An 18,793-nucleotide genomic window follows, 5' to 3' on the forward strand; every position below is an offset into this window, starting at 1 on the left:
GGCGGTGCATCCGCAAAATATAGCGCAAAGTCCCAAGGATGAAAGCCCCCACCGGCATCAATGAAGACGCCCTTGAATATGGCGTTGCAAAATTAAATGAATGCACGGTTTCCGGAATAAAATCGTCGTGCTATTATCAAAGAATTAACGACGGGCATGCGATGAACGACATGCCCGCTTGAGGCAGAAAGACAGCGACAGTGACCCGAATCCTTACCGCATTCCGGCTGTGGAGCCATGCCCTGCTTGCCGTTCTGGTGCTTGGCCTTCCGGCAGCCGCAGCCCCGTTCGCCGCCTATGTGATGGACGCCCGCACGGGACAGCCCATCTATCGGCAGAATTCCGACACCCGGCTTCATCCGGCCTCTTTGACCAAGATGATGACGCTGTATCTGGCCTTCACCGCCATCGAAAGCGGTCAGGTGCGGTTGGATTCGAAATTCACCATCTCGTCCAACGCGGCAGCGGAACCCCCATCCAAGCTGGGGTTGCGCGCCGGACAGCAGATCGAATTGCGATACCTGATCCGCGCCGCGGCGATCAAGTCGGCCAACGATGCCGCGACCGCCATCGGCGAAGGCATCGCTGGCTCCGAGGACGCGTTCGCCCAACGCATGACCCAGATGGCCCGCGCCCTTGGCATGAACAACACCCAGTTCCGCAATGCCAACGGCCTGACGCAGGACGGTCACTATTCGACCGCCCATGACATGAGCCAGCTTGGCCGCCACCTGTTTTACGATTTCCCCCAATATTACAACCTCTTCTCGCGGCGCTCGGCGGATGCGGGGATCGCGCAGGTCGCTTCGACCAATCGCCGCTTTCTTGACGCCTATCAGGGTGCCGACGGCATCAAGACGGGTTACACCCGCGCCGCCGGCTTTAACCTGACGGCCTCGGCGCAGCGCGGCAACAAGCGCCTGATCGCCAGCGTCTTCGGCGGCACGTCGACCGCCCATCGCAACCAGGTGATGGCCGAACTGCTGGACAGCAGCTTCACCCGTATCCCCGACCGCGTCCGTGAGGTTCGCCCTGCCCGTCCGCGTCTGGTCGCCCAGGCCGCGCCGACGCGTCGTGCCCAGGTTGAGCCCACCCCTGCGGCGACCAGCCCCGAACCGCAGCGGCTTGTGCTGCAGGCCTCGCCGCCACCGTCGACCCGTCCTGCCGCTGCCGCTTCGACGCTGGTCGCCGCACGGCCCGCGATGAACCTGACCGAGGCCCTGCGCAAGGCCACCGCCGTCGAACCCGGCACGGCGACCACCGTCCTGGCCAGCAGCAATCGCCCCAAAGCCCGCCCCGGCAGCAGCAACCGCGCGATCGAACAGGCCGTCGCCAACGCCGTCGCGATGGACGAGGAACCCTCGGCCAGCTTGGCCAAGCCCGTGCTGGCCGCCTCCAAGCGTCCCGTCCGGTCGCCCCGCCGCAGTGCCAGCACCGCCGATGTGATCAGCGAGGCGTCTGCGCCTGCGCCCGTCGCAGCAGCACCCGTGCAGCAGGCGTCGGCCGAGGACATGCAGCTGGACAGTTCGCACGCTCCCAGACCGCGTTCGGAAACCGTGATCCTTGCCGCCATGGGTGAAGGCGACCGCAGCCCCGTCGAGGAACTTGAAGTGGTGCGCCGTCCCGCCGACAGCGGACGCAACTGGGGCATCGCGCTTGGCATGTATACCTCCAAGGTCGAGGCCGAGCATCAGTTGGTCAGCATGGCCCTGCAGGATGGCAGCATCTTCGGTGGCGCCCGGCGCGAGGTCGCGAACACCAATCGCGGGTTCGAACCGCGCTTTGGCAACCTGACCAAGGGCGTCGCGCAACTGGCCTGCGACCGCCTGCACAGCCGTTCGCAGGATTGCACCGTCATCGCGAACTGATCGCGTCCGCGCCCTTTCCCAAACGACGACGGCCCCGGCAAGAATGCCGGGGCCGATCTTCATTGTCGTTCCGGTCGCCTCAGGAACTGAACAGGAAATGCAGGACGTCGCCGTCCTTGACCTCATAGGTCTTGCCTTCGACGCGCAGCTTGCCGGCCTCCTTGGCGCCGGCTTCGCCCTTGCCCGCGACATAGTCGTCATAGGCGATGGTTTCGCTGCGAATGAAGCCTTTTTCGAAATCGCCATGGATCACGCCGGCCGCCTGTGGGGCGAGGGTGCCCCTAGTGATGGTCCAAGCGCGAGCCTCCTTGGGGCCTACGGTGAAGTAGGTCTGCAGGCCAAGCAGGTCATATCCCGCCCGGATCAGGCGATCCAGGCCCGCTTCCTCAAGGCCCATCTCGCCCAGGAACATCTGCGCTTCCTCGGTGTCCAGCTGGCTGATCTCTTCCTCGATCTTGGCCGAAATCACGACATGGCCCGCGCCTTGCGCCTCCGCCATCTTGCGGACCTGTTCCGACAGGGCGTTTCCTTCGGCGGCTTCGCTTTCGGACACGTTGCAGACATAAAGCACCGGCTTGGCAGTCAGCAGCTGCAGCATGTTCCACGCCTTGCGGTCGTCTTCGTCGACCGAAACGGTGCGGGCGGGCTTGCCGTCTTCCAGAACCGCCAGCGCCTGCTTCAGCAGACGTTCCTGCGCCGCCGCCTCCTTGTCGCCGCCCTTCAGCTTGCGTGCGATGTTGGCCAGGCGGCGTTCGATCGACTCCATGTCCGAAATCATCAGCTCGGTCTCGATGATCTCGGCATCGGCGACGGGATCGACGCGATCCTCGACATGGGTCACATCGCCATCCTCGAAGCAGCGCAGGACATGCGCGATGGCGTCGGTTTCACGGATGTTGGCCAGGAACTGGTTGCCCAGACCCTCACCCTTGCTGGCGCCCTTCACCAGGCCCGCGATATCCACGAAGGTCATCCGCGTCGGGATGATCTGCTTGCTGCCCGCGATTTCGGCCAGGATGTCCAACCGGCGGTCGGGCACGGCGACCTCGCCCACGTTCGGTTCGATCGTGCAGAACGGGAAATTTGCGGCCTGCGCTGCGGCAGTGCGCGTCAAAGCGTTGAACAGCGTGGACTTGCCGACATTCGGCAGCCCGACAATCCCCATGCGAAAGCCCATGACAGCACCCTTCTGCTTTTGAATTCCGGCGTCTGTTACGCGTCCCGGCCCTGCAAGTCCAGCCCGCGGCGCATTGCGCCCGCGCGTCAGGGCGGCTAGGTCTGGTGGAAAGACGTGCGGGGGCAGACATGACCAGAATCGACGACAGATTTGCAGCGCTGAAGGCCGAGGGCAAGAAAGCCTTCGTGGCCTACATGATGGCATCGGACCCCGATGACGACACCGCGCTGGAGATCATGCGCGGCATGCCGGACGCAGGCGTCGACGTCATCGAACTGGGCATGCCCTTCACCGACCCCATGGCCGACGGTGGCACGATCCAGGCGGCGGGCCAACGCGCGCTGGCCCAAGGGGGCAGCGTCACCCGCACGCTGAACATCCTGCGTCGCTTTCGTGAACAGGACGACACCACGCCGGTGGTGCTGATGGGCTATTACAACCCGATCTATGCGCGCACAGGCGGCGTCACCCAGTTCCTGAAGGACGCGACCGAGGCGGGCGTGGACGGGCTGATCATCGTCGACCTGCCCCCAGAAGAGGATGCCGAATTGTGCATCCCCGCCGCCGATGCCGGGCTTAACTTCATCCGGCTGGCCACGCCCACCACCGACGACAAGCGCCTGCCGGCGGTCGTGGCGAACACGTCGGGCTTTGTCTATTACGTCAGCGTCACGGGCATCACCGGCGGTGCGGCGGCCAATGCCGCCGATGTCGCCCCCGAGGTTGCCCGCATCCGCGTCGCCGCCGGCCTGCCCGTCGTTGTGGGCTTTGGCATCTCCACCCCCGAGGCCGCGCAGGAGATCGCCAGCGTCGCGGATGGTTGCGTCGTGGGCAGCGCCATCGTCAAGCAGATCGGCGAAGGCCGCCCCGTGCCCGAGATCCTGGATTTCATCCGCAGTCTTGCGGAAGGCTGCCACCGGGGATGACCGCGATCCTGCGTGACGCGACCTCTGGTGATGCACCGGGGATTGCCGCGATCTGGAGCCCGATCATCCGCGATACGGTCATCACCTTCTGGCCGACCGAACGCGGCCTGCCTGAAATCCGCGACCTGATCCGCGACCGCCAGGCTGCGGGCCATGCCTTCCTGGTGGCCGAACTGGACGGGCGGGTCGCGGGTTTTGCCACCTATGCCCAGTTTCGCGCAGGCGCGGGCTATGCCCACAGCATGGAACACAGCATCAGCATCGCGCCCGACCTGCATGGTGCGGGGCTGGGACGGCGGTTGATCGATGCCCTCCACGATCATGCGCGCGGGCACGGGCACAGGATCATGGTCGCGGCCATCACCGGGTCGAACCAAGGCTCGGTCGCGTTCCATCGCCGCGTCGGTTATGTCCAGAACGGGACGATCCCGGATGCCGGGTGGAAATTCGGTCGGTTCCACGACCTTGTGCTGATGTCCTTCGACCTGACCGCCCCGGCCACGACCCAAGCCACGAACGCGTGACATCGCGCCCCTATCGCCCCACCGGATAAGCCGCTAGACTTGGTTCATGGATTGCTGCGCCACACCCGAACTATGCCAAGGGCCCTGCCCCGAACTGCCGAAGCCCCGCAGCTTCTGGCAGCGGATCGGCGATCGTCTGGCCGTCTTCTTGGGCAGCCCGCGCGCCGCGGTGCCGCCTGAACGTTCGGTCGCCTTCACCATTGCGGTGATCGCGCTTGGCGCCAAGCTGGCCAAGGTCGATGGCCGTGTCGAACGGTCCGAGGTGGCCGCTTTCCGCCGCGTCTTCGTCATTCCCCGGTCCGAGGAAAAGAACGCTGCGCGGGTCTTTGATCTGGCCCGTCAGGATGTCGCCGGTTTCGATGCCTGGGCGCGGCGCATCGCGTCGATGTTCAGCCCCGGCGATCCGGTGCTGTTCGACGTAATGGAGGGGTTGCTGATCATCGCCTTGGCGGATGGCGACCTGCACGAGGCCGAGGTGATCTTCCTGGACGAGGTCGCCCGCATCTTCGGACTGACCGCCGCCCAGATGGCCGAGATCCGGCGTCGGCACGATCCGAAATCCAGCTGCCCGCCCTGCGACCTGCTGGGCGTCAGCCCCGACACCCCCCTGCCCGAGGCGCGCAAGAAATGGCGCCAGCTGATCCGGGAATCCCATCCCGATCACGCCATCGGCCGCGGCCTGCCCCCCGAGGCGATCCGCTTGGCCGAAGCCCGCACCCGTCGCCTGAACGAGGCGTGGGACAAGTTCCGCGCCATGCATGACCGGACCCAGCAACAGGGCGCTGCATAACGCCGGGGCTTGCCCCCGCGCCCTGCCTGCCCCATCTTGAAGCCATGACACGCTTACCGGCCCTGGCATTTGCCGCCATCATGTCAGCCGCCCCCGCATCCGCGCAGGATGAGGATGCGGGCAGCCTGTTCCAACGCGGTTTCGACATGATGCTGCGCAATTTCATGCAGGATGGCGGTCCCCAGATCGACGATCTGGCCACGGCGCTGGATCGCATGGCACCGGTGCTGCAGGATCTGGCGGTCATGGTGGATGACCTCGGGAACTATCATCCCCCCAAACGGCTGGAAAACGGCGATATCGTGATCCGGCGGCGCGATGACGCCCCGCCGCCTCCGCCCTTGGGCGAAGGGTTTGACGGGCTGACGGAAGACCCGCCCGCGCGGCCATTCCTCATCGACCCCGACGCCCCGCAAATTCCACTTTAGGCGCTGTTGGCGTCCGCGATCAGACGGCGGTGGCGGCGCGCCTGCTGCTGGGCGTCGTGAAAGGTGACGATCCCTTTTGCCTGCATGGCCTGCACCAGCTTCAGGAAGGCCTTGGCCGTGGCGGCTGTGTCGCCCATCGCCGTATGACGATCGTGCGGCGGGATCGTGATGCCAAGCCGTGCCGTCAGCGCGTCAAGGCTGTGATCCTCGGACTGACCCCAGACCATGGCCGACAGCAACACGGTATCCAGAACCCGATTGTCGAAATGCGCCCCCGTCTGACGTGCCGCACGACGCAGGAAACCCATGTCGAAGGGCGCATTATGCGCAACCAGCACGTCATCGCCGCAGAAATGGCGGAATGCCGTCAGGGCCGCCGTCAGGTCGGGGGCCTGGCCCACCATCGCGTCGGTGATCCCGTGAATGGTGGTCGATGATGGGGGAATGGGCCTGCCAGGATTGACCAGCGTCTCGAACCGTTCGCCGGTCAGACGGCCGCGCGCCAGGCGCAGCCCCGCGATCTGGACGATGGCGTCGCTGTCCGAAAGCCCCGTCGTTTCCGTGTCGAAGACCACGCAGCTCAGGTCCACCAACCGCCCCGAGGCCGCACCGCGCGACGCCAGCGCAAAATCATAGGTGACGCCGCTGTCCTGCGCGGTCTGGTCCAGGATGGTCAGCGGCATGATCAGTCGCCCCTGCTCACCGGCAGGATCCGACCAGATGCCGGTGCCGTGGCGAGCCAGGATCTCGTGCCCGGTCAGATCCGGATGGCTGGGATCGGGGGGGATGGCCAGCCATGCCTCCAGCATGTCCATGGCAAGTGGGTCGCCTGCCCACTGCAGGACAAGGCGCGCCTGCCCGTCATGGTCGGGATGCAGGTCCAGCTGCGGCGTCAGCCCGCGGTCCAGCAACCGCGCATGCAGCATGGACAGCAGCGCGTTCATCTGCGCCGCATCTGCCTGAAACAGCGCGGGCGGCAGGTTTTGGGCAAGGGGCAGCCCGGCGGCGATCTCGGTCAGGGTGGCGGTCGATCGGGGCGCATCGCTGGCAAGGATCTGCGACAGGGCGCGGGTGGTGCGGGCAAGTCCCTGCCCTTCGGACCGGATGGCCTGGGCCAAGGCAGGCGGGATCGGACCGTCCAGTGCGTCCAGCATCGGCACCAGCGTGGCTGCGTGACGGCGCAGCGCCTCCAGCGTGTCGCGCGGCGCGGGCCGGTCGACATGGCGGTCGCGCAGGATCAGCAGCAGGCCGTCGGGCATGCGGCGCAAGCGGCAGGACAGCCGCTGGCCCTGCGTCGTCAGGCAGGTCAAATCGGTCGCGGGCGCCCCGGCCCGCAGCCGCATCTGCGCCGCGTCCAGCGCGCCCGTCTGCAGGTGGCCGGCCAGCGGCCTGTCCAGCGCCAGCCCCGGCAGGAACCCCGCGGCGCTGGCATTGTAAAAGACCACCCGCCCGGCGGCATCGGTCATCACGGCACCGGCCCCGAAATCGGCCAGGATCGCCTCGAGGCTGGATTTTTCGGATTGCTGTTCGGCGGCGTGATCCGCGATGGCCTGCTGCAGGGCCTGATCGGCACTGGCGCGGGCCGCCGCCGCATCGCGCGCGGCAGGACCAAGATCACCCAGATGGCGCGCCGTCGCATCTGGAACCGTACCGGTGCGCAAGGCACCCGCCAGGCGTTCCAATGGGCGCGCCAGATGCAGATCGAACAGCAGCCACAGCCCCGTCACCGCCGCCGTGATGCCGAAACCCGCGATCATCGCCGCCTGGATCAAGGGATCGGGGTCGGTCGGGTCGCCTGCGCGGGCCAGCACCGCAAGCGCCAGCCCCGCGATGATCAGAAGGCACAGCGCCAGCCCCGCGAACAGCGCCAGAATGCGCAGCCGCAGTGACAGCGCGCGCATCATCGCGCCAGCAGCCGGGCGATCTCGCCGCGCAGCTCGGCCAGCTCGAACGGTTTGGCGATAAAACCGTCGGCCCCTAGGGCCAGCCCCTTGCGGCGTTCGACCACCGATCCCCGCGCGGTCATCATCAGGACGCGGACGCCCTGCAGGGCCGGATCGGCGCGAATCTCCTGCACGATCTGGTATCCGGACACTTCGGGCAGCATCACGTCCAGCAAAACCAAGTCGGGGCGGCTGTCACGGATGCGGTCCAGCGCACCGCCGCCCGTCGCCAATCGCGCATGGCGGTGCCCGTCGCGCGTCAGCAGAAAATCCAGCGCGACGGCGATGTTATCCTCGTCCTCGATGACCAGGATGTCAGCCATGGACAACGGCCCCCTGCCCCGAACAGACCGCCGCATAGGCCGTGTCGTCGGTCTGCGCAGGCGTCCAGTCACCACGCGCGGGACGGATGCGCTGGCCCTTGCAGTCGAAATCCTGCGGCACGATCACCGTCCGCCCGCGACGTTCCACCAGCATGATCTGGGCATGACGCGTGCCGTCATCCCCGTCGCTGACGGTCGCGGGATCAAGCACGGCAAAGCGCATCGCGACGGGCGCCAGATAGGTCCAGGGCGCCCAAGGCAGCTTCTCGCGCCCGACCAGCAGGACCTGTGCATCCTGCGGCAGCTGATCGACCGCGCGGCCATACCAGCCGTAATCGTTCCAGACGGAATAGGCGACCATCGCCAGCCCGATCCCTGCCGGCAACAGCCACGGCGCGGGCGACAGCCCGAACCGTCGCACCGCATGCATGCCGGCATAAAGCACCGCCGCCGCCCCGATGCCCACGACGATCACGCCCAAAAGGTCAGTTCCGATCCCGTTCATCCCAGCATTCCCTTTCCGTGTCCCGCCGCCGATTGCATCCAGCGTACCACCACGAAGGCATCGCGCAGATGGCTGCGTTCCAGATCCGGCAGATCCGCTGGCGACAGGTAATTGTCCGGCTTGCGACCGGCCTTGATCAGATGCGCCTGGTTTTGCAGGCGCGTCGTCTGGATCATGTCATAGGCGGCAATCAGGTCGCGCCCGCCGCTGCCCGAGATGACACCGCGCGCCTCGGCATCCTCCAGCCGGGCGCGGGTGTTCACCGACCCCAACCGGCCCTGCAGCGCATAGACGCGGGCCAGATCGGTGACCGGGACCACCCCGTTATGCTTCATGTCGATGTGATCGCGATGTTCGCCCGTCCGGATGGTGGCAAAGCGCCCGATCATTCCCAAGGGCGGACGGTGTTTCAGGGAATTGGCCACCATATGGGCGACGAAGATCGAATTCTGCGAGGCCTGTCCCAAGGTTTCAGCCTGCAACCCCTCCAGCAGGCGCGCATCGCCGCCGATGGCGCGCAGGTCGAACATGACCGAAGCCAGCATCTGCGCCTCGGGCGAGGGATGGCTGATCCAGTCGCGGAAATAGCCCTGCCAGACCTGCAAGGGCTGCCGCCAACGCGGATTCGTGGCCATCATGTCGCCGGGGCAATGGACATAGCCGCAGATGTTCAGCCCGTCGCAGACCTGGCGGGCCAGGTCGCGGAACCAGGGATGGTTCGGATCGGCACCCCGGGCCAGGATCAGGCAATTGTCCTGATCGCTGACGCCGGTCTGTTCCTGGCGCCCTTGCGACCCGCAGGCGGCCCATAAAAAGGGCGCAGGCGGTGGCCCAAGCCGCGCCTGCGCCAGATCCAGCAGGCGACGCGTCACGGCATCGGCGATGTCGGTGACCATCCGAGTGATCACTTCGTGGCGCTGACCGACCTGAACCAGCTGGACAAGAAGATGCGGGATGCGCGCCGTGACCTTGGCCATCTGGTCCGCGCTTTCGGCGAGGGTGATTTCCCGGATCAACCCCGATGCCGAGATCGACTGCGCCCGGGTCAGGTCCGTCTGGCTGATCATGCCCACGAATTCCCCGTTCCGCACCACGGGCAGATGGCTGACACGGCGTTCGACCATGATGTTCAGGACATCATGCCCCAGGGCGGTCGGCGCCAGCGTCACGGGGTCCGGCGTCATGATCGACGACACCGGCTGGCGCATGTCCCGCCCTTCGGCCACGACGCGGTTGGACATGTCGCGGATGGTGACCAACCCGATCAGCCGGGCGCCTTGGGTGATGCCAAGGCTGCTGATGCGGGCGTCGCGCATCATGCGGGCGGCCTCGATGATGGGGGTGTCGGGTGGGCAGCTCTGGGGATTGGCCGACAGCAAATCCGCCACCCTCAGGGTCGCGACATCGCTGCCCCGCGCCCCGGATCGGTCGAAGAAGCGCGCCACGACGGGGTGGCGGGCGATCAGCGCGCGCAGCGGCTCGGCCGGCAGCATCAGCACCTGCGCGGTATCGGTCGCATGGGCCGAGGTCACGGCCACGCCGTCGCGCAGCAGCCCGCGTTCCCCGAACGAGTTGCGCGGCCCCAGGCGGGATACGCTGTCGCCGTTGCGGTCCGTGACGGTGACGGTGCCTTCCTCGATCAGGTAAAGGCCGGGCAGACGTTCGCCAAGGCGATAGATCTGGTCGCCGGCCGGATATGTCCTGCGGCTGAAAAAGCTGGCGACACGCGTCAGCTCATCCCGTCCCAGGCTGTCATAGGGGTGAACGGTGGCGATGAAATCGACGATGCTTTGCGTCATCACCTTGTGACCTTTGCGGTTGGGCTGCCGCGCCCCCGTGACGGGGACGCGGCACTGTCGTTCAGTGCATAACCGCGCTGCCCGAGCCGCGCGGAACGCGGATCGATTCGACCAGTTCCTGCACTTCGACCGGGGGCTTTTCGGTGGCCTGCGACACCAGATAGGCGACCACGAAGTTGATCAGGGCGCCGATGGTGCCGAACGATGCAGGCGAAATGCCGAACAGCCAGTTCGCTGCCGTATCCTCCAGCATGTTGGTGCCGCTGATGAAGAACCAACCCTTGTAGGCAAAGATATAGAGCAGGGTCGAGATGATCCCCGCCAGCATCCCCGCAATCGCGCCTTCCTTGGTGACGGTCTTCGAGAAGATGCCCATCATCAGAACCGGGAAGATCGAGCTTGCGGCGAGGCCGAAGGCCAGCGCCACCGTCTGCGCCGCAAAGCCCGGCGGGTTCAGACCAAGAAGCGTCGCCACCAGAATGGACAGCGCCATCGAGATGCGGGCGGCCATCAGTTCGCCCTTTTCACTGATGTTCGGACGCAATGTGCCTTTGATCAGATCGTGGCTGACGGCACCCGAGATCGCCAGCAGCAGGCCCGCAGCCGTGGACAAGGCAGCGGCCAGACCGCCGGCGGCGACGATGGCGATCACCCAACCGGGAAGGTTGGCGATTTCGGGGTTGGCCAGCACCATGATGTCATTGTTCACGGTGGTCAGCTCGTTCCCGGCCAAGCCTTGGGCGGTGGCCATTTCTGTCACGGGGCCGGTGGTGGCCGCGTCGTTATAGTACTGGATCAGGCCGTCGCCGTTCTTGTCTTCCCAGTTCAGCAGGCCGGTCACCTGCCAGTTGCGCATCCACGCCTTGTCGGCATCGTTCTGGATACTGTCCAGCGATACGGCCGGCTGGCTGTAGGTGTCGCCGGTCTGTGCGCCCGGCCACATGGTGGCGGTCAGGTTGAAGCGCGCCATCGACCCCACCGCCGGGGCGACGGTGTAGAGCAGCGCGATGAAGACCAGCGCCCAGCCAGCCGATTTGCGCGCGTCCGACACCTTGGGAACGGTGAAGAAGCGGATGATGACGTGCGGCAGGCCCGCGGTGCCGATCATCAGCGCCATGGTGAACAGCACCATGTCGAGCGTCGAGTTGTGATGCGCCGTGTACTGGCGGAAGCCAAGGTCGGTCACCAGCATGTCCAGCTTGGCCAGGAAGGCCATGCCCGAAGCCTCGTGCGTGCCGAACAGGCCCAGCTGCGGCAGGAAGTTGCCCGTCAGCTGCAACGAGATGAAGACCGCCGGAATGGTATAGGCGATGATCAGCACGACATATTGGGCCACCTGCGTGTAGGTGATGCCCTTCATGCCGCCAAGGACGGCATAGCAGAAGACCAGCGCCGCGCCGATCCACAGACCGGTCGAGTTCGACACCTCGAGATAGCGCGAGAAGGTGACGCCCACGCCGGTCATCTGGCCGATCACATAGGTGATCGAGACGATCAGCAGGCAGATCACGCCGATGATGCGCGCGGTCGGCGAATAGAAGCGGTCACCGATGAATTCCGGCACGGTGAACTTGCCGAATTTCCGCAGGTAAGGTGCCAGCAGCAGGGCCAGCAGCACATAGCCGCCCGTCCACCCCATCAGGTAGGTCGAGTTGTCATAGCCGGTAAACGCAATCAGACCAGCCATCGAGATGAAGGACGCGGCCGACATCCAGTCGGCAGCCGTCGCCATGCCGTTCACCACCGGGCTGACGCCCCGGTTCGCGGCATAGAATTCGGCGGTGGATTTCGCACGGCAATAGATCGCGATGCCGATATACAGCGCGAAAGAGGCACCGATGAAAAGCAGGTTAAGGGTAAACTGGCTCATGTCCGCATCCTCACTCGTCCACGCCGTATTCGGCATCCAGCTTGTTCATGCGTGCGGCATAGAAAAAGATCAGCACGATGAAACACAGGATCGAACCCTGCTGCGCAAACCAGAAACCCAGATCCGTTCCTCCGATTGGAATGGATTGCAGCAGCGGCCGGAAGATGATCGCGGCACCGTATGACACCAGCGCCCAGACGGCGATACAGCCATAGATGATGCGAAGATTGGCCTGCCAATAGGCATTCGAAGATTGTCTGTCACTCATGTCCCTTAGGTCCTCCCTGTTCAGACATGTCGATCCGCCTTGGCCTTTTGAAGACGCCCTGTGCCTGGCGGGACAGCCGGGGCGGTGTTGCGGGGTGACGCCTGCGCGTCACCCCTGCCGATCTCAGCCGCGATTCATGCGGTTTTCGATCAATTCGTCGACGACCTCGGGTTCGGCTAGGGTCGAGATGTCGCCCAAGGCCCCATAGTCGTTTTCCGCGATCTTGCGCAGGATGCGGCGCATGATCTTGCCAGACCGCGTCTTGGGCAGACCGGGCGCCCACTGGATCAGGTCGGGCTTGGCGATGGGGCCGATCTCGGCGCGGACCCATCGCTCCAGATCGGCGCGCAATTCGTCCGATGGCTCGATCCCGTTCATCAGCGTGACATAGGCATAGATGCCTTGGCCCTTGACTTGGTGGGGGTAACCGACCACCGCGGCCTCGGCGACCTTTTCATGGGCGACAAGGGCGCTTTCGACCTCGGCGGTGCCCATGCGGTGGCCGCTGACATTGATGACGTCATCGACGCGACCGGTGATCCAGTAATAGCCGTCCTCATCCCGGCGGCAGCCGTCGCCGGTGAAGTAATAGCCGGGATATTGCTGGAAATAGGTTTCCATGAATCGCTGGTGATCGCCCCAGACGGTGCGCATCTGTCCGGGCCAGCTGTCGGCGATGCACAGTACCCCCTCGGCAGGGTTTCCGTCGATGCGTTCGGCGCTGGACGGGTCCAGGATCTCGGGCCGGATGCCGAAGAAAGGAACGGTCGCGGAGCCGGGCTTGGTTTCCGTCGCACCGGGCAGCGGCGTGATCAGGTGGCCGCCGGTTTCGGTCTGCCACCAGGTGTCGACGATGGGGCAACGGCCCTTGCCGACATGGTCGTTGTACCAGTTCCAGGCTTCGGGGTTGATGGGCTCGCCCACCGTCCCCAGGATGCGCAGGCTGGACAGGTCGTGGCCGTCGACGAATTCCGGGCCCTTGCCCATCAGCGCCCGGATCGCGGTCGGCGCGGTGTAAAACTGCGTCACCTTGTGCTTTTCGCAGACCTGCCAGAAGCGGCTGGCATCAGGCCAGGTCGGCACGCCCTCGAACATCAGCGTCGTCGCGCCGTTGGCCAGCGGACCATAGACGATATAGCTGTGCCCCGTGACCCAGCCCACATCGGCCGTGCACCAGAAGACATCGCCGTCGTGATAGTCGAAAGTGTATTGATGGGTCATCGCGGCATAGACCAGATAGCCGCCGGTCGTATGCACCACGCCCTTGGGCTTGCCGGTCGAGCCCGATGTATAAAGCACGAACAGCGGATCTTCGGCATTCATCGGGCGCGGCGGGCAGTCAGGGCCGACCTGCTGCATCTGTGCCTTGACGTCCACGTCGCGGTCCTGGATCCAGGTCGTCTGGTCGCCCGTATGCTTGACCACAAGACAGCGCACCTTGTCCGAACAATGCAGCAATGCGGCGTCGGCATTGGCCTTCAGGTTCGTGCGGCGACCGCCGCGCGGCGCGGTATCGGCGGTGATCACAACCTTGGCGCCGGAATCGTTGATCCGGTTGGCCAGCGCATCGGGCGAAAAGCCCGCAAAGACGATCGAATGGATCGCGCCGATGCGCGCGCAGGCCAACATGGCATAGGCGGCTTCGGGGATCATCGGCATATAGATCACGACGCGGTCGCCCCGCATGATGCCCTGGCTCAGCAGGACGTTGGCAAAGCGGTTCACGCTGTCGGACAACTGCGCATAGGTGATGTGCTGCGCGGGGGTCTGCGGATCGTCGGGTTCAAAGATGATGGCGGTCTGATCGGCGCGTGTGGGCAGGTGACGATCCACGCAATTCACGCAGGCGTTCAAGACGCCGTCCTCGTACCACTTGATGTCGACCTGCCCGAAGGTGAAATCGGTGTTCTTGACCTTGGCATAGGGCTTGATCCAGTCCAGCCGCTTGCCTTCACGACCCCAGAAGGCTTCGGAATCATCGATCGATTCGGCATAGAGACGCGCGTAATCGTCAGGTCCGACATGTGCGTTTTCCAAGCCCGCCGGAACCGCGTGTTTCTGAATGTTATCAGCGCTCATGACATCCCCTCCTCTCGGCCATGTCATGACAGGTTGCGCATCCTTCCCCTGATGCCCTGCCATGTTTCCAAGAATGTTAATCATGAAACGTCAGAAAAGTTAACTCTTTTTTTTCAAACGATTTTTTTGTTAATGTTTTCACAACTGGGGATATCAATTTGTGAAAAATTCACCAAAAGGGCGCCGGTCTTGCGACCGACGCCCCCATATTCCCTGATCCCTGTCGCCCTATTGCGGACGATCCATCCGCACATAGACACACACCCGCCCCTTAAGGGGCTGCGCCCAGCCGAGACGGATCTGGCGCCGCGCGCTGCCGACTTCGAACTGGACGTTGGGGCTGGCATCGACGCGCGAATTGTCCGAGGCAAGCAGTGCCGTTTCGGCCACCACAGATTGCACCGATTTCGCCCATCCCTGGAAGGGCAGGCCGGTGATACTCCCGGTCGTCCAGTTCGCACCGGGATTGTTCTGCGACACTTGGATCATCAGCGGGTTGGCCACATAGGTATTCACGCCATTGAAGGTGTTGGCCTGAAATTGCAGGTTGCGCATGTTGTTGTAGTTCAGATCCGCGATCGAGGTATCGACCCGGTCAATCCGTTCGACATTGCCGTAAAGTGCCTTGAACACGTTTCCGACCACGTTAAGGCCTTGGATGAAATGCCCGCTGCCATACGGTTTGACCGTGATCCAGGTGAACCACGACGCGGTGTTCGAGCACAGGAAGGTGTTCCCGGTCAGCGTCAGGCCGCCAAAGCTGAACTCGTTGTTGTTGAAGACCGGATAGGCGCTGTGTTCGTTCGTCCATTCGATCGAAGCATTGTCGATATAGTTGCCGCTGACCGTGGTCTGGACATTCGGCTGGGTCAGCACCAGGCCCGCATAGCGCAGCCCCTGCCCCGACCCGTCGCCCTGAAACCAGTGGTTCCCAGAGATGATGTGCCCCCCGCCATTGGCCACCATGAAATGGGCAAAGCGAACGAAGCGGTTGTTGCGGATCTTGACGTCGTTGGCGTTCACGTTGATGGCGACGGTGGTGCGTTCCTGCGCGGGCAGCTCCATGTCATTCGACAGGAACTGGCAATTATCTACCAGCAAGTCCTGACAACCGCGCCCGATCGATGTGATGCCGCGATCCCTGGGGCGGGTGAAATAGCAGTCCTTGACCTGGATCATCTCACCCTTCGCGGAGAGCATGATGCCGCTGGCAATGCCTTCGCAGCCGAAATCGATATCGACAAAATGCAGCCGGTCCAGTTGCCGGACACCAGAGAAGTCGAACAGATACCGATACCGCTCAAAGCTGTAGGTCCGGGTCGCGGCCCCGCCATAAAGCGGTTGCGACAGGGTCAGGGTGCCCGCGCTGATATTTCGTGCGTTGACATAGACCTCGCGGCCGACACCGCTGCCGATGACCCGGCTGCCGACCTCGATCTGCGCCACGTTGGCCACGCCAGTCAGCATCATCGGGTTCGTCGGCTTGTAGGTTGCCACGCTGCTCCAGCGCCCGGTATTCCAGGCGGGACCGGCCTTGGCCTGGATGCCGCCGTTGCGGATCAGCCGTCGGTTGGAAAAGCCGTCCAGATCGGGGGCGAACTGATCCAGCATAAGCGGTTCGTCCAGGTCCACACGACGCCCGCACAGATCCAGAGACAGGTGATCGGTGTAACCCAGCAAGGCCTGGATGGCCTTCTTGATGCCAAGCGTTTCGTCACCAAAGGCGCTGGCGTAGGTGGGGAAATCAAAGCTTTTCAGGAAGGCCACGCGCGTCGATACCGGCGTGCTGATCCGCCCCTTGAACCGGACCGGACTGTTGAGGGAAAGATCACCGGCGATGAAGAAATTGCCCTCCGGTACCACCACCCAACCGCCATTGCTGGCCCGGTCGGCGGCGATGAAGGCATCGCGGTCGTTGGTGACGCCGTCACCCACCGCGCCGAAATCGCGCACGTCGACCCAATCCAGCAGGGACGGCACGAAGGCGGCGGTGATGTCGTCGATCCGCAGTGATTCGACGCGGAAGACGCCCCCGTTCGATCCGACCAGGTCCAGCCCGAAATGTCCGAAGACGGGCTTGGTGCCCCAGGCCATATCGACCCCCTTGCGCGACCCGATCCCGACGATCGCGCTGACTTCGATGACTTCGCCATAGCTGCGCATTGCCGTGGTGGGTCCGACCTCGACCACCCCATCGACATGGTTGCGCTGCCCGTCACCCGCCCATCCGGCGATGCGGGCGCTGGCCAGCGCCCCGGCCACCGCCTTGACCCGCGCCGAAATCCGCAGGTAGACGCCGGGGATCATCGGCGTTTCGCCCATGAAGCGCAGGCTGGTCGTCGTCTGCTGCTTGATCACTTCAAAGCAGGCGCCAAAATCTTGGTCCGCCGGTACGACGGATGCGTTGTCGGCCTGATCCCATGTCGGACTGCCCGATGTGCCATCCGTGCGCGACCAGACCCCAAGCCCTGCGCGAAAGTCCGAAGGTGTCAACAAGAGCCCGTTCGTGATCGCAATGTTCATCGGCTATCCCTTTTCATCGGCATGACGGCCGGGCGGAAAAAGTCCCGGCGTGATGCGAAAGGAAATAGTTGATGAATGGTTAACCCACCCTGAACGGGAAGTTCGGCGCAACAGCGGATCACGCAACGGGCCCCATGAAAAAGGGGGCCGAAGCCCCCTGTTCCCTATGCCTTTTTCGTCAGTTCGCCCGCAAGCGCCGCTTCGATCAGCTTGCGCGTCTCATCGATGCCGTAAAGTGCGATGAAGCCACCGAAGCGCGGCCCCTGATCGGCACCCAGCAGAACCTGGTAAAGCGCCGAGAACCACGTGCGCAGCGGCTCGAACCCGTGTTCCTTGCCGATGGCAAAGACCATGGATTGCAGCGCTTCGGGGTCTGCAGGCTGGTTCCATGCGGCCAGACGACCAGCCAGATCCTCCATCGCGCGACGCTCGACCTCGGTCGGATCGCGGAAGGTCCGCGTGGGCGCCACGAAGTCGTCGAAATAACGCAGCGCAAAGCCCGCAGCCGCATCCAGTCCCGGATGGGTTTCGGGCGTGGCCTCCGGCGCATAGCGCTGGATGAAGCCCCACAGCCCTTCCTTGCCGGTCTGCCCCGCGACCGATGCCAGGTTCAGCAGCATCTGGAACGGCACCACCATGTCCGAGGCAGGCACATCGCCGCCGTGGATGTGCCACACGGGGTTGGCCAGCTGCTGTTCCGGCGTCTGGTCGGGATAGGCGCGCAGCTGCTGATGATATTCGTCGACGGCCTTGGGGATGACGTCGAAATACATCCGCTTGGCCGTCTTCGGCTTCAGATACATGAAATAGGACAGGCTCTCGGTCGAGGCATAGGTCAGCCATTCGTCGATCGACAGGCCGTTGCCCTTGGACTTGCTGATCTTCTGGCCGTCCTGATCCAGAAACAGCTCATAGGTGAAATGCTCGGGCTTGCGGCCGCCCAGGATTTCGCAGATGCGGTCATAGATCGGAGTGTTGGTGCTGTGATCCTTGCCGTACATCTCGAAATCGACATCCAGAGCGGCCCAACGGGCGCCGAAATCGGGCTTCCACTGCAGCTTGACCTGGCCGCCGGTCACAGGCAGCGTCATTTCCTCGCCGTCTTCGTCGTCGAAGGTGATGGTGCCGGCCTTGGCATCGACATGCTTGATCGGCACATAGAGGACACGCCCCGTCTTGGGGCTGATCGGCAAAAAGCAGCTATAGCTCTGCTGACGCTCCTCGCGCAGGCTGGCCAGCATGACCTCCATGATCTCGTCGTATTTCTCGGCGGCCCGCAGCAGCGTTTCGTCGAACTTGCCGGATTTGTAATAGTCGGTCGCACTGACGAATTCGTACTCGAACCCGAACGTGTCCAGGAAACGACGCAGCATCGCGTTGTTGTGGTCGCCAAAGCTGTCAAACTTGCCGAAGGGATCTGGCACCGAGGTCAGCGGCATCTGCAAGCTTTCCCGCAGCTTGTCCTGATCGGGAACGTTTTCGGGAACCTTGCGCATGCCATCCATGTCGTCCGAGAAACAGATCAGCCGCGTCGGGATGTCGCTGATCAGTTCGAAGGCGCGACGGATCATCGTCGTGCGCGCGACTTCGCCGAAGGTTCCAATATGGGGAAGACCCGATGGTCCATAGCCCGTCTCGAAAAGAACATAGCCCTTTTCGGGCGCCTTCTTCTCGTAACGTTTCAGCACCCGGCGCGCCTCTTCGAACGGCCAGGCCTTCGATTGCATTGCGGCTTCGCGCAAGGTGGTCATGGTGTCTTCTCCTGCTAGG

At 64.1% G+C, this 18,793-nt stretch carries 16 protein-coding genes; 6 read left to right on the plus strand and 10 right to left on the minus strand.

What is annotated here, in order from left to right:
- Positions 1 to 38 precede the first annotated feature (38 nt).
- Together DKT70_RS17970 and DKT70_RS00270 are read left to right on the plus strand one after the other, a co-directional pair.
- Positions 39 to 182 carry a hypothetical protein gene (locus tag DKT70_RS17970; RefSeq protein ID WP_158529907.1) on the plus strand — a complete coding sequence of 48 codons (144 nt, stop codon included), beginning with the start codon at positions 39 to 41 and terminating at the stop codon, positions 180 to 182.
- Positions 183 to 302: 120 nt separating this feature from the next.
- Positions 303 to 1,868: a serine hydrolase gene (locus DKT70_RS00270; protein ID WP_111557848.1), complete on the plus strand. Its 1,566-nt coding sequence runs from the start codon at positions 303 to 305 to the stop codon at positions 1,866 to 1,868.
- Between the two features lie 79 nt (positions 1,869 to 1,947).
- Here the strand turns inward: DKT70_RS00270 and ychF are convergent, their stop codons facing one another.
- A complete protein-coding gene (ychF, locus tag DKT70_RS00275) occupies positions 1,948 to 3,045 on the minus strand; it encodes a redox-regulated ATPase YchF (RefSeq protein WP_111557297.1) in 1,098 nt (365 codons plus the stop codon).
- Positions 3,046 to 3,173: 128 nt separating this feature from the next.
- Here ychF and trpA point away from each other — a divergent pair, with 128 nt between their 5' ends.
- From trpA to DKT70_RS00295, 4 genes are read left to right on the plus strand one after another with little or no spacing between them, the layout of a single operon-like run.
- Entirely contained in the window at positions 3,174 to 3,971 is a 798-nt protein-coding gene (gene trpA, locus DKT70_RS00280) for a tryptophan synthase subunit alpha (protein WP_111557298.1), read from the plus strand.
- Positions 3,968 to 4,495, plus strand: coding sequence for a GNAT family N-acetyltransferase (locus DKT70_RS00285; protein ID WP_111557299.1), 528 nt, complete (start codon positions 3,968 to 3,970; stop codon positions 4,493 to 4,495). Before trpA ends, DKT70_RS00285 begins: the two co-directional genes overlap by 4 nt.
- A gap of 46 nt (positions 4,496 to 4,541) precedes the next feature.
- Positions 4,542 to 5,285: a molecular chaperone DjiA gene (locus DKT70_RS00290; RefSeq protein WP_111557300.1), complete on the plus strand. Its 744-nt coding sequence runs from the start codon at positions 4,542 to 4,544 to the stop codon at positions 5,283 to 5,285.
- Positions 5,286 to 5,329: 44 nt separating this feature from the next.
- Complete coding sequence (locus DKT70_RS00295; protein ID WP_146612576.1) at positions 5,330 to 5,713, plus strand: hypothetical protein; 384 nt, start codon at positions 5,330 to 5,332, stop codon at positions 5,711 to 5,713.
- Here the strand turns inward: DKT70_RS00295 and DKT70_RS00300 are convergent.
- The 9 genes from DKT70_RS00300 to DKT70_RS00340 all read right to left on the minus strand — a co-directional run bounded on the left by DKT70_RS00300 (position 5,710) and on the right by DKT70_RS00340 (position 18,774).
- Positions 5,710 to 7,614 (minus strand): 3'-5' exonuclease, encoded by a 1,905-nt coding sequence (locus DKT70_RS00300; RefSeq protein WP_233490351.1) that lies wholly within the window; start codon positions 7,612 to 7,614, stop codon positions 5,710 to 5,712. The genes DKT70_RS00295 and DKT70_RS00300 overlap by 4 nt on opposite strands.
- Positions 7,614 to 7,979, minus strand: a complete 366-nt coding sequence (locus DKT70_RS00305) for a response regulator transcription factor (protein ID WP_111557303.1) — start codon at positions 7,977 to 7,979, stop codon at positions 7,614 to 7,616. The genes DKT70_RS00300 and DKT70_RS00305 overlap by 1 nt, the downstream gene beginning before the upstream one ends.
- Positions 7,972 to 8,484: a hypothetical protein gene (locus tag DKT70_RS00310; protein WP_111557304.1), complete on the minus strand. Its 513-nt coding sequence runs from the start codon at positions 8,482 to 8,484 to the stop codon at positions 7,972 to 7,974. The genes DKT70_RS00305 and DKT70_RS00310 overlap by 8 nt, the downstream gene beginning before the upstream one ends.
- Positions 8,481 to 10,283, minus strand: a complete 1,803-nt coding sequence (locus DKT70_RS00315; protein WP_111557305.1) for a DUF294 nucleotidyltransferase-like domain-containing protein — start codon at positions 10,281 to 10,283, stop codon at positions 8,481 to 8,483. Before DKT70_RS00315 ends, DKT70_RS00310 begins: the two co-directional genes overlap by 4 nt.
- Positions 10,284 to 10,344: 61 nt before the next feature.
- Positions 10,345 to 12,153 carry a sodium:solute symporter family protein gene (locus tag DKT70_RS00320; RefSeq protein ID WP_111557306.1) on the minus strand — a complete coding sequence of 603 codons (1,809 nt, stop codon included), beginning with the start codon at positions 12,151 to 12,153 and terminating at the stop codon, positions 10,345 to 10,347.
- A gap of 10 nt (positions 12,154 to 12,163) precedes the next feature.
- The gene (locus DKT70_RS00325; RefSeq protein ID WP_111557307.1) at positions 12,164 to 12,421 is read right to left on the minus strand and encodes a DUF4212 domain-containing protein; all 258 of its coding nucleotides are present in this window, start codon (positions 12,419 to 12,421) and stop codon (positions 12,164 to 12,166) included.
- A 123-nt stretch (positions 12,422 to 12,544) separates the two neighbouring features.
- The gene (acs, locus tag DKT70_RS00330) at positions 12,545 to 14,500 is read right to left on the minus strand and encodes an acetate--CoA ligase (protein ID WP_111557308.1); all 1,956 of its coding nucleotides are present in this window, start codon (positions 14,498 to 14,500) and stop codon (positions 12,545 to 12,547) included.
- A 228-nt stretch (positions 14,501 to 14,728) separates the two neighbouring features.
- The gene (locus DKT70_RS00335) at positions 14,729 to 17,023 is read right to left on the minus strand and encodes a glycosyl hydrolase family 28-related protein (RefSeq protein ID WP_111557309.1); all 2,295 of its coding nucleotides are present in this window, start codon (positions 17,021 to 17,023) and stop codon (positions 14,729 to 14,731) included.
- A gap of 164 nt (positions 17,024 to 17,187) precedes the next feature.
- Entirely contained in the window at positions 17,188 to 18,774 is a 1,587-nt protein-coding gene (locus tag DKT70_RS00340; protein ID WP_111557310.1) for a lysine--tRNA ligase, read from the minus strand.
- Between the last annotated feature and the right edge of the window lie 19 nt (positions 18,775 to 18,793).

The sequence above is a fragment of the Paracoccus sediminilitoris genome (genome assembly GCF_003259195.1).
Lineage (GTDB): Bacteria > Pseudomonadota > Alphaproteobacteria > Rhodobacterales > Rhodobacteraceae > Paracoccus > Paracoccus sediminilitoris.

Coding starts and splice junctions, on each gene's coding strand:
- DKT70_RS17970 (WP_158529907.1), top strand. CDS start 39: ATGAAAGCCCCCACCGGCATCAATGAAGACGCCCTTGAATATGGCGTT.
- DKT70_RS00270 (WP_111557848.1), top strand. CDS start 303: ATGGACGCCCGCACGGGACAGCCCATCTATCGGCAGAATTCCGACACC.
- ychF (WP_111557297.1), bottom strand. CDS start 3,045: ATGGGCTTTCGCATGGGGATTGTCGGGCTGCCGAATGTCGGCAAGTCC.
- trpA (WP_111557298.1), top strand. CDS start 3,174: ATGACCAGAATCGACGACAGATTTGCAGCGCTGAAGGCCGAGGGCAAG.
- DKT70_RS00285 (WP_111557299.1), top strand. CDS start 3,968: ATGACCGCGATCCTGCGTGACGCGACCTCTGGTGATGCACCGGGGATT.
- DKT70_RS00290 (WP_111557300.1), top strand. CDS start 4,542: ATGGATTGCTGCGCCACACCCGAACTATGCCAAGGGCCCTGCCCCGAA.
- DKT70_RS00295 (WP_146612576.1), top strand. CDS start 5,330: ATGACACGCTTACCGGCCCTGGCATTTGCCGCCATCATGTCAGCCGCC.
- DKT70_RS00300 (WP_233490351.1), bottom strand. CDS start 7,614: ATGCGCGCGCTGTCACTGCGGCTGCGCATTCTGGCGCTGTTCGCGGGG.
- DKT70_RS00305 (WP_111557303.1), bottom strand. CDS start 7,979: ATGGCTGACATCCTGGTCATCGAGGACGAGGATAACATCGCCGTCGCG.
- DKT70_RS00310 (WP_111557304.1), bottom strand. CDS start 8,484: ATGAACGGGATCGGAACTGACCTTTTGGGCGTGATCGTCGTGGGCATC.
- DKT70_RS00315 (WP_111557305.1), bottom strand. CDS start 10,283: ATGACGCAAAGCATCGTCGATTTCATCGCCACCGTTCACCCCTATGAC.
- DKT70_RS00320 (WP_111557306.1), bottom strand. CDS start 12,153: ATGAGCCAGTTTACCCTTAACCTGCTTTTCATCGGTGCCTCTTTCGCG.
- DKT70_RS00325 (WP_111557307.1), bottom strand. CDS start 12,421: ATGAGTGACAGACAATCTTCGAATGCCTATTGGCAGGCCAATCTTCGC.
- acs (WP_111557308.1), bottom strand. CDS start 14,500: ATGAGCGCTGATAACATTCAGAAACACGCGGTTCCGGCGGGCTTGGAA.
- DKT70_RS00335 (WP_111557309.1), bottom strand. CDS start 17,023: ATGAACATTGCGATCACGAACGGGCTCTTGTTGACACCTTCGGACTTT.
- DKT70_RS00340 (WP_111557310.1), bottom strand. CDS start 18,774: ATGACCACCTTGCGCGAAGCCGCAATGCAATCGAAGGCCTGGCCGTTC.